Raw genomic sequence first — 12,328 nt, forward strand, 5'->3', positions numbered from 1 at the left:
GGATGGAATTCCCTCGTAACCGCAGACAATGGTCGGAAATTGTTAAGCGCCAATCTTCGAAAGAATAATCTAGGCCGTAAACCTATATGTTTCGCCATTTTTCTTTCTTTGTAAAAACAGCCTACGCAGCAAGCATCAACGAAGCAAAAGGCAACAGAATACCGGCCATAGCTATTGATACCCCCATCGGATAACCCGCTTTTGGACGCAATGCGCTCCAAACGCACTGCGGCAAGACAAGAAAGCGACAAGAAACAACAACGAACATGCCGATACCCATCGAAGCAGCAAAGCAAAAGAAAAATAATAACAGGCTATAGCTCGGTACGAAGAGCACCAATGCGGCAATTGCCTTTACGTCTCCCCCTCCCCAAAGGCGAAACGCAAAACCAGCGAAGCCAAGGAAGAACACGGCGACCGCAAAAAGAATTCGATATGAAATCTCTTGCCACGTAAGAAAGAATGGCGCCGAAAGCAAGAAAACTGCGATCATCGCAAGCACCAGAAAATTTGAGATCTTTAGGAACTTCAAATCGTGCAATGCCATAATGATCAATAAAGGCGCGATCAATATCAGTGGCCCCAACTGAACGAACTCAGGCGACATACGCGCCTCCTGCCGATGCTGGCTTGGGATTCACAATCGGAGTAAGCAAGTCGTGAATTAGTTCCGTTTGTGAAGACGTTCCGGTCTTAATGTAGATATTGCGCAAATGTGTACGAAGGGTCGAAATCGAGATCGAGAGCTCGGAAAGCAACGCGTTGTTGTTCAACCCCCGAGCCAATAGCAGACAGACCCTATATTCAGCTCTGCTCAATCTGCACGGATTTTCCATGGACAAAATCTCTTTGACATCCGTACGCACAGATTTTCTACGCGCGTTCACAAGCTGTGTTTCAGAGAATCTGCCAAGAGACCTTTTTTTCCAGCAGTCCGAAAGAACTGGGCCCATAAGCGTCAAGGCGTTCGCTAAAGCCGAAGAAATAGGACGGCAAAAATGCAATTCCAAAAAGTCCGATACTCCATTCTGCCTTTCGAGCAATATGGACACTGACTCTGACAATCGGCGGTTTTTATAAAGTTCGGACAGACGAGCGTGATCAGCAAAATCGTTCATTGATCCGAACCACGCCGATCCCGACTTGGCGCGTTTCATATTCACCCCGCAGACGGCTGGCGCTACGCAGAAATCAAAACTTCCCGAGGAGCTGGGCCGCTGATGTCTGACATCGGCGCTGAGCACCTTTGCAGAACCTTTTTCGCAGGACAGATCAACGCGACTAATTGAGATAACATCTGCCCCAATCGCCAGGGCTGTTTCACGCAGTGCGTTTAACAGTGGAACTTTCCCTTGCGAAGCCTGACACAGGACAGCGACAACCTTTAGCAATTCTGGTGTAGGAGCCACCGCAGCTGACGCAGAATTATGCGCCGAAAACATAACACTCATACCATTTACCATCGGTCAAACTTTGACCAACACCTTTCGACAGACGCCCCCACCCGTCGATATGTCTCGGTTTTTTTTGTGTGGCCGGACTCCACATATTCACAAAATTAACTTTGAACTAATCTCCGTACCTGCGCAAAAAGTGGAAGAAGAAGACCTTCTTTTGTTCACAAAATTGGCAACATAGGTGCACTGAAGGGCCTATTGTAGCGCGGTTGGGGTCGAATACTACGCCCCAAAGCCGCGGAAGTATCGAATCATAGAAGGCGCCGCCGTGATAATTATCAACGTGGGCAGCATCAGCGCCGCCAATACAGCCGACATTTTCACGGGCAGCTGGTTAGCCAATTCCTGCGCTCTGGTCTCACGCCAGTCTCTCATTTCCGAGGCATAAGTAGTCAAAGCCTCTGACATACTGGTTCCGTAACGCATGGATTGCTGCACAACGGTCGCAAATGACCGGATCTCGTCGATGCCAGTGCGTTTTGCCATGTCAGACAGCGCTTCTGCGCGTGGTCGCCCAGCCTGGATTTCGTGTTGTGTGTTCAAAAACTCAAAGGCGAGGTCCGGTGAGGCAACGGCCAACTCATTTCCTACACGTGTCATCGCAGCATCAAAACCAAGTCCGGCTTGCAGCGATATCTGCAGCAGATCGAGCGCATTTGGAAAAGCGTCACGAATCTTTTGTTGGCGTTCTTTTTGACGTCGGTTCAACCAGAAAGCCGGAAGAAAATAACCGACTGCCGTCAGCAACCCGATAAGCTGGATCGCATTCGCTTTGCTAATGGATTCAAATGTTCCTGCAATCGACCTTGGGAAAGGAATTCCCGGTGTTTTTGACGCGACTATCAGCAAGGCTACGATCATAGGAACGAAAATACCCAGCCAAACACGTGTCAGCGTGTAGATACGTAGTGTATTTGGACCAGTCAGGCCCGCCTGGAGCAGCTTTTCTTCGATCTTGCGCCGCTCGGACTGTCTGCTTGGAAGCGCCGCTTTGAAAAGGCCCTTGGGGGTGGCAACTGTTTCGCGCAACAGACCGCGATCATTGCGTGAATCGAACCTTTGGGCACGCAGGTTAGCAATGCGGACTGCTGCAGGGTGGCGTCGGCTCAGGGCCGAACTCACCGCAAAGAAAACCAGCAACACGCCCAGCCCAAAAATTGTAAGCAATATAGTTTCGGTAGGAAGTCCGAAACGCAGCGATATCATTTCCAAAATACGATCCATGGAACTGTCCTCAAATCCGAAAGTTAACGAGTCTGTAAAGGATGATGACGTTAGAGATCATCAAAACGACGACCAAAATGGCGAGTTTGATGAACGCCGGGTCGTCGCTGACGTCGGTGTAGTATCCCGGCGCATTGATTGACATCAGTCCCATGATCACCAACGGGATGATCGAAAGAAGAACTCCGGACAAACGTCCTTCGGCCGAGATTGCTTTGATCCGGGCGCGCAATGCGATCCGTCTTCTGATCACGTTGGCCAAGACGGAAACGATCCGTTCAAGATCACCACCGGTTCCATGCTGGATTGCCATACTGGCGGCCAGATATTGCGCGTCTTCGGAACCTACACGGTCTGCAAAATCTTGAACGGCATCGGTCAATTCGTCACCGAAACTGATCTGATCGAAGATGATCCCAAATTCTGACCCGATGGGATCTTGCATCTCATCCGCGACGGCCTTGATCGACGTATTAACCGGATGACCGATCCTAAGACCCCGCGCCATCAGTTCCAATGCATCGGGCAACTGACCCGTCAGCAACTTTTGGCGCTCTGCCTGACGCGATTTGACAATCAACGCGGGCACGACTGCACCCAAGAGGAACGCAATCGGAACAGCCTGCCAAGCAGGAAGGAAAAAGACGCCGGCAACGGCCGCCGCTGCTGTTCCCATTGCTGACAGCAGCAGAAAGTTCTGCGGGGATATATTCACTCCCGCTTGCAAAAGCGTTTCTGGCAGCTTTCCAAAAAACGGAACCCGTGCCCAAATGCCCGTCTGGTTATCTGGAAGCAAGATTGAAAGGCGCTCTTCATCTGAAACGCCCTGCTGAACCATGCGCAGACGGCGATTTCTGGCCTCAGCTCGGTTTTCTCCACGCTTGGCAAAGTGGGTCAACCCGGTTACCAGCATGAATATTCCGACGAAGACGCATGCCAGCGTCAGATAATTCAGCAATTCGGCGGTATATACGCTGTCCATGGCTTACCCTCTCGATACACGGAAAGTTTCTGGCGCAAGATCGACACCGGCGGATGTAAGGAAATCAAAGCACTTTGGACGAATTCCCGTAGGAACAAATTGTCCGATGACCTCTCCACTTTCCGAACGGCCCTTTTTCTGGAAAACGAAAATGTCTTGCATAGTGACAATCTCGCCTTCCATTCCCGTAATTTCCGAGATGCTGGTAACGCGACGTGATCCATCCGCCAGTCGCGACAGGTGCACGATAAAGTGCAAACCCGATGCGATTTGTGATCGAATGGCCGAAGCAGGGAATTCTATTCCGGTCATGGTAACCATTTGCTCCAAGCGACCCAAAGAATCTCGCGCTGAGTTTGCATGCACGGTCGTCATGGAACCATCGTGGCCAGTGTTCATTGCCTGGAGCATGTCAAAGGTTTCAGCGCCGCGAACCTCACCCACGATAATTCTGTCTGGACGCATACGCAGTGCGTTGCGCACTAAGTCACGCTGAATGACTTGGCCGTCGCCATTCGGCGATGGCGGGCGCGTCTCCAAACGCACGACATGGTCTTGCTGGAGTTGCAGTTCTGCCGCGTCTTCAATCGTGACGACACGTTCACCGTGGTCAATATATGAAGACAGCGCGTTCAGCATGGTCGTTTTCCCCGACCCTGTACCGCCCGCAATCAAAACGTTCAGTCGTGCATATACCAGGGATTGAAGGAAACGCGCCGCCGCTTCGTTCAGCGCTCCACTTTCCACAAGTTTTTCCATCGTCAGTTTCGACTTGGCAAACTTTCGAATGGATACGCTTGGACCGTCGATCGAACAAGGGCGGATGATAGCGTTGACACGGCTGCCATCTTCCAGACGAGCGTCCACCCAAGGCTGGCGTTCGTCGACGCGGCGGCCGATCTTGCTGACAATCTTGTCGATCACACGCAACAAATGTTTTTCGTCGCGGAAACGGACAGGTACTCTTTCAAGCAAACCAGAACGCTCGACGTACACGGTTTGATATCCATTTACGAGAATATCGTTGATCGTCGGATCAGCCAAAAGCGGTTCAAGGGGACCGAAGCCCAGAATTTCATCCAAAAGCTCATCAACGATTCGATTGAAATCGTCGGTGTTAAGCGGACGGCCGGTCTGAGAAAGGGCACTACTGACAACACCGGCAACTTCGCGGCGCAACACATCATTTTCAACTTTTTCAATGACCGAAAGGTTCAACCTTTCAAGCAATGCCTCGTGCAGAGTGCTTTTTAGTTCCAGCCATTCAGCCAATTCTTTTTCTTCAACGGCCATCTCTTCCAACATCTCCTGAGATTTTTGCTCAGCGTGTTGATTCAGATGAATAACTTCGGCCTCATCGGTGCGTCCGGCGCGTGTAAACTTTTCAAACATCTCATAGACTCCAATCAGGCAGCTTTGTTTCTCTGGTCGTTACTTCCGACCTCTGTTTCACTCATTATTTTGTGACCCATCGTGCGGATCGATTTGGACAGGGCGCAGCTTTTGGCTGTCTGCGACAGCAGTTCGCCCCGGTCCAATGATTGCTTTGCGTGGCGCTCGTCGTTCGGCAGCCAGAATTTCAGATCGCGGCCCAATGCTTTTTGGGCTTCGATGTGGTGACTGGACCGAAAGGTCGGCTTCCTTTCCCGGCTGAACACGATCTCGACCGGAGGCTCCAAGCGTTCCTTGGCAAAAAAGTCAATCAGACGGCAGGCTTGGCGAACCGAAGAAACCGAGCTGTCACTGACCATCAACATCCGATCAGAAGCGTTGACTACAGCACCAACCCAATCAACCAAAACACGCGGCAGATCGACGACGACATAATCAAATTCCATGCGCAAAGTCTCGATCAGTGCAGCGATTTGCTCACGGGTCAGAACGTCCAAAGGCATGAAGCTTTCGGGTGCGCTAAGCACTTCCAAACCGGATGAATGTTGCACCATCGATTGTTGAATAAATGTCCGATCCGGCGTCACACCTTGCTGAGCCATTGTCATAAGCCCGGAGGAGGGTTGCAGATCCAACGCCGTTGCAATTGTTCCGAATTGCAGATCCAGATCGACAACAGCAACTTTGTTTTTGGTCGTTTTTCTGAAAAAGCCTGAATGTCCCTGCAACTGATCCGCCAAGTTTATCGCGAGGGTCGAGGCACCAATACCTCCGCGCGCGGGGCAAACGCTGATGACATGCCCCAAACGATGCATCTGCGGATTATAGATCGCTGGTAGCAAGGACTTGTCCAACGTGAGGCGCTGAATCTGTTCGGTCAGCTCGTCTTGTGCTATCGGAAAGGGCAAGATTTCGTCTACGCCCAATTTGTTGAGCGCGCGGGCTTCTGACAGCGTAATGTCGCGATCGCTAAGGGCGAGAATTGTGCCGCCAGGGCCCGCGCTGCGACGCAGATCGCTGACGACGTCCACATCCAGCTCTTCTGGTAGGCTGAAAACCAACAGATCATTGTCACACAGCAACTGGCTTGCGTGTCCGTTGACCGACGACAACGTACCGGAAAGCGTCTCCAGCGAATGATCATCTAATCGGTCAACCGCGCGGGCGACAGAACTTTGTATCGCCTCGTTGTCTGAAATCAGGGCTAATGATTTGTGGGTCATTGTACAGCTCCTATGGCTAGAACATTCAACCGCTGGTTCCCGAGGCGAGGTCTTCGCCTGGAAGCGTTGCGCTGAAATCGGAAAAGATCTTGAAGCCCGTGGTGGCATTCGTCAGATCATCGGTTTGCGGCGTTGCCCCACCAATCGCCAAAGCAGCAAGCGCTCCTAGTGGGGATACAAAACGGAACGGAAGCTCTTCGATGGTCACGGTGACCATCGGCACATAGGGGCCGCCAAGAAAATTCATTTGCGGGTCGAATTCGTATGCAAACGTAATGTTGCTTTCATCAAAGGTTGCAGTTGGATCGTTGGGAACGGCAAACTGCAGCATGTTCCAAATACCGTCGACTGTGTCTTGCGCCGCGGCATTTGGCGGATTCGCGCCGGTACAAATTGTTGCAGCCGGTTCCACACAAACGCCGGATGCAAAGTCGCAATTCGTCCCAAAACGCGGACCAGTTATGTCTGTGTAACCACCCCTGCTGTTGGTTATTGGAACGCCTCCGCAGGCCGCGGGCAACACCGCGGCCATGCGGGCAGCGACCTGCGCTGTTTTTTCCGCGGCCACGTAATGAAATGCCAATCGGCCAAAATCTATCAGACCCAAGAAGATAAGAAGGAAAATCGGCATGACAAACGCCATTTCGACAATGGTCGAACCATCTTCTTTACGGAAAAATCGTGACAATTCACGGGTTATGCTGTGAATGCGGCGGTTCATGGTCCAAACACCCGGCTGCGGTCAGTTACAGTGGTCTGGATCTGAGTCATCCCCGCACCGCCTACAAGTTGGAACAACGGCGCAAAGGGCAGATCCGAAATTGTTAGTGATGCGGAAAGTACTGCCACCGGAGTTGGAGAAACCCGATATTCTCCAGCGGCTCCTACACATTCCAGGGACAGATCGTCTAACCCAATGGTGATATTTGTGGTTGAAAGAGACGTTAGCGTGGTCGCTACGGATGCCTGAAAGTCTCCGATCGAGGCACTTGGTGAAGCAGAGCACAAGTCCGCCGGAGCAATCCGCCCAACGTAACGTGCAGTGTCGCGAACACCAGTGATCGCGTTCTGATACGACCAGAACAACCGGCCACCTTCGGCTATCAGGGCGAAGGTCGCCAACATGATCGGAAGCAGGATCGCGAATTCTACTAAGGCAGCGCCTGCCTCATCTCTGCGAAAGCGGCGGATCACTCTTTGAATATGTTGAGACAAACCAGACATGACCCTCACTCGTAAAGCTGAACCAGATCGTGAACGATGCCCCCAACACCCAACCCGCCAATACCTTCAGAGACGTTTTGAATAACCTCTCCGTAGATTACGGCGTTGGCACCGGTGTTGCCGGATTCCGAAGGTCTGATCAGGAACATCTCGATGAAGCTTGTTACCGGAATGGTGCCCGATCCGCCGTTGAGTTCGGACTCGTATGTGATGCAATCGATACCAGCCACGGTTATGACACGACGACGTGGATCTTCACGCCCAACCGAAGGTGCCTGGCAAGAGGGCAAGCTGCTTTCGGCTTTACCGCCTGCTGCCAGGATGGCTTCCAGCGCAGCTTGGTTGGTCACCTCGGCGTTGTAGATGTCGTACCGAGTACCATTCATCGGGAACCAGGCAGGAATTCCTGTGGGAACCGGATTGCTGAAATCAGCCCCGTAATTGATGGTCAGGTAGTCTTCCAGACCATCATTGAACATTCCATTACCTATTCGGGACGTCGGACATGAACCGTCGGCAAAGCAATCGTCCAGAGGCAAACCCACCGTTGCAGTCGGGTCGATAACTCCATCGACTTCGTACGCGGGCGCCAATTCGCTGGTGCAATTGTTACCCTGCGCAGCGGTTATCCAACCATCAAGAACATGTGGCGAGGACGCAAAGTTGTCTACATCGTAGCGTGCATCATTCTGAAATTGACCAGCGCTGGATTCAAATCTGTCAAACCGTGTATTAAATCCCGCAATCATATTACCGATGCTGATACCTGGGCGGGTTTCTACCCCCCTTTGGCTAAAGCACATTGATACGGCACGAGACGCGGCTAGGGCGCAGGCGTCCTCTTGACCCGGAGGAGCAGGAGAGCACGCGCCGGCATCATCAATCGCAACAGCTTGATCTGATGAAAGAAAACCGAAGTTTCCAGGTCCCCATTGGTCATCTCCACCACCTTGGCTGACCATCTGCACAAGCTGACCTTCTGCAAGGTCAAGGCTTGGCGGCAGGCAAATGAACATGGGTGTGATGTCGCAGGCCAACAGTGTAAATCCTGCCACGGCGTCCGCGCTCACACTTGCAAAGGGACGCGCATCACCTAGCAGTGCCGCTGCGGCCGCAGCCAGGGGCGTTCCAACTTCGTGGACGTCAACGGTTACCCGGACGAAAGCCGCGATTGGTCCACTTGCCGCATCGGACGGATCAAGCAGTTGAGCCGGTTGGGCAGGCTCTACCGTATCGTTGGGTGGGTTCTCATAAAACTCCAGTTGGTAGTCTGTGTCACCAGAAAGAAGCTGATCTTTGTTGCGCACCCCAAAGGTTTGAGTGTCACTGATCATGTTGGCCGCGGCGTTTGTAGCCCGAGTGATTGAATCTGGGCGGCCGTCCAGTTCACCAGCCGCGGCAAGTGCCACGTTGTCGGCAAAACTTTGCAGTTCAGACTGCGTGGTCGTAACCCGCCCAATATCAAAGGCAATAGCGGCCATGCCGACCATCACTGAAAGTGCCACGGCGACAAATACCAAAATCGCACCGTCTTCGGACTTGCGGAACTGACTTATGATTTTTGGGCGGGACACGGTCGCTACTTTCCTTCTAGGGTTCAGTTGATAATTGCTTCGGTCACGTCGGTTCCGCGACGAACGCGGACGATCGTGCGGACAGGCTCTTCGTCCGACCCAGTTTCCTGAGGTTCATCCACCAAAAGATCGTTCAAGCGGGTCATGGTCAGCGCCTTGTCCTCGGTGTCATTGACTGACCGAAGCGTCAGGCTTAGCCGACCCGCACGTTGGGCCAACGCGAGGCGCTGAACCTGATCCGGAGTAACTGCAACTGTGACCGTCCGCGCCACTACGGGCTGGTCGGTTTGCTCATCGGATTCCTGGTCAACACCAATAACCCTGATATTTTGCAATATCGTAACGGCGTGCATGTCCCTTTTCTCGCCAGTCGTCATGACGATATCGACGCGATCACCCGGCGTGACAAATCCGCCAACTGCGGTTTCGGCATCCACTTCAATCGCCATTGCGCGGTGATCATCGCCAATTGTCTGGACGATGGTGACCTTCTCACCAAAGTCGGAAACTTTGTTGTTCAGGATCAATTCACCCTGGGCAATCGCTCTGCGCGCGCGTCGCGAGGGCATGCTGGCGGCGGCAATCAGGTCGTCATATTCCGTAAACACGCCGACTGGAACAGACCCACGAGGCCATTCGATCGTCGTCAGTGACCCCGGCTCAATCTCTTCGCCAAATGAAATGTCTCGTGAAGCAACAACTACGCTGACAGTCTCGCTCTCGACAGCAGCACTTGCAGTTCCGGTGTCGAACTGAATGTAATCGCGTGCGACGTAAACCGATCCGCCAGCTACAGCCAACCCCGTTAATGCAGTGAAAATGGCAGAAAATCTCATCTGGTTCTCCTTCGCTACTTCTTAGCTTTCAACGAATGAAATGCTTTGAACGGTTGCACTATGCCGATAGATCAAGAAGTCTTGTCTTGGTTGGAAAGTACGCGGCGCGAATTGCACCGCGTACTTTGAGTGCAAGCAGGTGATTACATCAGGCCTTCTGCCGCGGTGAACTGGCCGTTAACGTCGCCGCCCAAAGCTGTGAGGGTCGCAACTGCAATTGCCGTGACAATGGTCAGGGCAACACCGTACTCGACGATGGTCGCACCGCGCTCGTCACGTGCCAGGGTTTTCATCATTACATAAAGCTTCAACATTTTACTCTCCTAGTTAACTCACTAGATACACACTGATGCCGTACAAACTGACGGCGCTAACAACCCCCCCTTAAAGACGGAGCCTGCATTAAAACTACGCTTCATGGATCAGGGCGCGCATCATCCAAACTGTGGAAAAACACACGTATAAGGTGAAAGAATTGGCGCTTTGACTGTTGCTTTGCCCCAGATTCGCCTTTTTTGGCTATTGGTCCAGCCGACCCAGATCGCGATTCGTGCACTGTTTGAACCCGATGGAATTCGGCCTTCGAAGAAAATACCGAAGCCGCCCTGCCCGGCTAACTCTGGCCGGAACAGGCGTTTCTGCCGGTTGGAAAAGCCGATTGCCTTCGTCAATTTACATTCAATTTGTGAAAGCTGTTGACAGGGAAACCTTACACAGAACTTCGCCGATGCCTTTCAATGAACGACGTGCGAATTGTGGCAAAAGTGTGCTCTTGGATCTGTCTTTTCTGCGGGCGCCGCGGATTTTTGCGCGCCCGCAGAGCTGTTTTTACTCTTTGAACGGCAGACTAGTGTAAGCGCCAACCTCGTTGTTACCCGAACGCTCATTGAAGGCTTCGATCATGTCGTTAGTAGCCTCGGCAGCTCCTAAATCCATGCTTTCAAGATCGAACTCGGAGAATGGGAACTCTGCAGCAGAGTCTGGCGGCTGTTTGGCCATCTGCACCGGGGCCGGAAATGACTCTTCATTGGGCACTCCCTGACGGGTGCGAATGCTGTCCTTTGTTACGTTCCAAGTCATAAAATCTGCCGCCAAATCCAACGGGCCGTCGTAAGTTTCCCGTATTGCAGAATACACTGCCAATGCGATGTCATGGTCATTTTGGAAGTGATAGCAGACCGCCAGCCTCGGCTCAGTCTCGGACATGATCTTGCCAAAAGCCTGCGCCGCTGTGTGACCCTGTGAACCGACGAAAATCGCCTCTGACGGTTCAAAACCGTATTTTTCGATCATGAACTCAGGGGGGGTAAAGCATTCGTGGATGGCGAGATCAGCACCAGCTGCGTGCTCTCTCCACCATCGGGTCGGAAGAGTGTCAGAGGAAAACGCAAACTTGAGACCGTTCCATTCCAGCAGAAAACTGACTGCTTGCTCGCCATGGATAGCAGGGAGCGTTCTGACTTGAACACCGTTTTCGTCAAAAATGACATTGTTGACGGCTTTCCAATCAAATTCGTTCACCTCCAGTTGCAGTCCGCGCGGATCAACTGCCGCGCCACGGGTCGCTTCCTCCCAGGCCCACATCTTCATCATGTGATCGGCCCAGGATTTGGTACCCCATTCTGGCTTAATCCCTTCTGGTCCCCACAAGCGGACTGGAGTCAAACGGTTGTTCACTGGGCCTGTAAAATAGAACGCTGGAAAATCACCGGCGTGATCAAGATGCAAATGTCCCAGGAACACTTTGTCTAGCTGATCCAAAGGTATCCCTAGCGCCATGATCCGTTCATAAGAGCCCTCGCCCATATCGAATATAAATTTCTCACCATTTCCCAATTCAACAAGGAAACACGCTGCAGCTTGTTTCAAACGCGGCTGGGGCATCCCGGTTCCACAAGCAATTACCCGCATTTCGTCCGCCCCAAGGGCTTCTGTTCCTGGGTAATAAACTGTTTGATGGGGATATGGGTCGGTTCTCGACCACTCAGCAGGTTCTTTATCTTGCGCGATCGCAGCAGCTGCTGAACTTGCTAATATTACGGCGCCAAGCGCAATTGCCCGAGCAGTCTTGCCAACAAATATCATTGCTATTCTCCCCCACTGGGATTCCGATTAAACCCAAAGTTACTCAATGTCGTGTCACTCAAGGATCGCAGTTTTTGAATGCGTATTGCAAGTCTTTGTGTGCAGATCGGGAACAGCGCAGTTTGTATCGACAAAAGCTGGATAGGATAATATTTAGGCGTCGACAGAGATTGGACCAAGCTAACCAAATTCGATTTTATCGAATTGATTCAACTTTGCCTCTAAAACCCTTTTTTCTCGCTGGCCTAAATACTGAACACTAACTGCATTTTGATTGCCTTCGCGTTTTTGCCGATGAAGTGATCCGATGCCTTTGCGAAATTGCGCCGGG

The 12,328-nt window shown here is 52.1% G+C and carries 12 protein-coding genes; all 12 read right to left on the reverse strand.

The features are described from left to right. Positions 1-121: 121 nt before the first annotated feature. The 12 genes from GOV45_RS08660 to gntH all read right to left on the reverse strand — a co-directional run bounded on the left by GOV45_RS08660 (position 122) and on the right by gntH (position 11,997). Complete coding sequence (locus tag GOV45_RS08660; protein ID WP_170476434.1) at positions 122-607, reverse strand: prepilin peptidase; 486 nt, start codon at positions 605-607, stop codon at positions 122-124. Beyond that, on the reverse strand, positions 597-1,451 hold the full coding sequence (locus tag GOV45_RS08665; protein WP_170476436.1) for a helix-turn-helix transcriptional regulator: 855 nt from the start codon (positions 1,449-1,451) through the stop codon (positions 597-599). The genes GOV45_RS08660 and GOV45_RS08665 overlap by 11 nt, the downstream gene beginning before the upstream one ends. 228 nt (positions 1,452-1,679) lie before the next feature. Further along, positions 1,680-2,681, reverse strand: coding sequence for a type II secretion system F family protein (locus GOV45_RS08670; protein ID WP_170476438.1), 1,002 nt, complete (start codon positions 2,679-2,681; stop codon positions 1,680-1,682). A gap of 10 nt (positions 2,682-2,691) precedes the next feature. Further along, positions 2,692-3,663, reverse strand: a complete 972-nt coding sequence (locus GOV45_RS08675; RefSeq protein ID WP_170476439.1) for a type II secretion system F family protein — start codon at positions 3,661-3,663, stop codon at positions 2,692-2,694. A gap of 3 nt (positions 3,664-3,666) precedes the next feature. Continuing rightward, the gene (locus tag GOV45_RS08680; protein ID WP_170476440.1) at positions 3,667-5,055 is read right to left on the reverse strand and encodes a CpaF family protein; all 1,389 of its coding nucleotides are present in this window, start codon (positions 5,053-5,055) and stop codon (positions 3,667-3,669) included. Between the two features lie 14 nt (positions 5,056-5,069). Further along, a complete protein-coding gene (locus GOV45_RS08685; protein WP_170476442.1) occupies positions 5,070-6,278 on the reverse strand; it encodes an AAA family ATPase in 1,209 nt (402 codons plus the stop codon). Positions 6,279-6,303: 25 nt separating this feature from the next. Then, positions 6,304-6,999, reverse strand: coding sequence for a TadE/TadG family type IV pilus assembly protein (locus GOV45_RS08690; protein WP_170476444.1), 696 nt, complete (start codon positions 6,997-6,999; stop codon positions 6,304-6,306). Then, complete coding sequence (locus GOV45_RS08695; RefSeq protein ID WP_170476446.1) at positions 6,996-7,502, reverse strand: TadE/TadG family type IV pilus assembly protein; 507 nt, start codon at positions 7,500-7,502, stop codon at positions 6,996-6,998. The genes GOV45_RS08690 and GOV45_RS08695 overlap by 4 nt, the downstream gene beginning before the upstream one ends. A 5-nt stretch (positions 7,503-7,507) precedes the next feature. Continuing rightward, positions 7,508-9,076 carry a pilus assembly protein TadG-related protein gene (locus GOV45_RS08700; protein WP_170476448.1) on the reverse strand — a complete coding sequence of 523 codons (1,569 nt, stop codon included), beginning with the start codon at positions 9,074-9,076 and terminating at the stop codon, positions 7,508-7,510. A 23-nt stretch (positions 9,077-9,099) separates the two neighbouring features. Continuing rightward, positions 9,100-9,912, reverse strand: a complete 813-nt coding sequence (cpaB, locus tag GOV45_RS08705; RefSeq protein ID WP_170476450.1) for a Flp pilus assembly protein CpaB — start codon at positions 9,910-9,912, stop codon at positions 9,100-9,102. A 143-nt stretch (positions 9,913-10,055) separates the two neighbouring features. After that, positions 10,056-10,226 (reverse strand): Flp family type IVb pilin, encoded by a 171-nt coding sequence (locus GOV45_RS08710; RefSeq protein WP_170476451.1) that lies wholly within the window; start codon positions 10,224-10,226, stop codon positions 10,056-10,058. 514 nt (positions 10,227-10,740) lie between these two features. Continuing rightward, entirely contained in the window at positions 10,741-11,997 is a 1,257-nt protein-coding gene (gene gntH / locus GOV45_RS08715) for a guanitoxin biosynthesis MBL fold metallo-hydrolase GntH (protein WP_170476453.1), read from the reverse strand. Positions 11,998-12,328: the final 331 nt, after the last annotated feature.

Origin of the sequence: Ruegeria arenilitoris (assembly GCF_013035425.1) — a bacterium.
GTDB classification, from domain to species: Bacteria; Pseudomonadota; Alphaproteobacteria; order Rhodobacterales; family Rhodobacteraceae; genus Ruegeria; species Ruegeria arenilitoris_A.

Excerpts from the sequence above, each read along its gene's own strand:
- GOV45_RS08675 (WP_170476439.1), bottom strand. The coding sequence starts at position 3,663 with ATGGACAGCGTATATACCGCCGAATTGCTGAATTATCTGACGCTGGCA.
- GOV45_RS08660 (WP_170476434.1), bottom strand. The coding sequence starts at position 607 with ATGTCGCCTGAGTTCGTTCAGTTGGGGCCACTGATATTGATCGCGCCT.
- GOV45_RS08670 (WP_170476438.1), bottom strand. The coding sequence starts at position 2,681 with ATGGATCGTATTTTGGAAATGATATCGCTGCGTTTCGGACTTCCTACC.
- GOV45_RS08680 (WP_170476440.1), bottom strand. The coding sequence starts at position 5,055 with ATGTTTGAAAAGTTTACACGCGCCGGACGCACCGATGAGGCCGAAGTT.
- GOV45_RS08665 (WP_170476436.1), bottom strand. The coding sequence starts at position 1,451 with ATGAGTGTTATGTTTTCGGCGCATAATTCTGCGTCAGCTGCGGTGGCT.
- GOV45_RS08690 (WP_170476444.1), bottom strand. The coding sequence starts at position 6,999 with ATGAACCGCCGCATTCACAGCATAACCCGTGAATTGTCACGATTTTTC.
- cpaB (WP_170476450.1), bottom strand. The coding sequence starts at position 9,912 with ATGAGATTTTCTGCCATTTTCACTGCATTAACGGGGTTGGCTGTAGCT.
- gntH (WP_170476453.1), bottom strand. The coding sequence starts at position 11,997 with ATGATATTTGTTGGCAAGACTGCTCGGGCAATTGCGCTTGGCGCCGTA.
- GOV45_RS08695 (WP_170476446.1), bottom strand. The coding sequence starts at position 7,502 with ATGTCTGGTTTGTCTCAACATATTCAAAGAGTGATCCGCCGCTTTCGC.
- GOV45_RS08710 (WP_170476451.1), bottom strand. The coding sequence starts at position 10,226 with ATGTTGAAGCTTTATGTAATGATGAAAACCCTGGCACGTGACGAGCGC.
- GOV45_RS08685 (WP_170476442.1), bottom strand. The coding sequence starts at position 6,278 with ATGACCCACAAATCATTAGCCCTGATTTCAGACAACGAGGCGATACAA.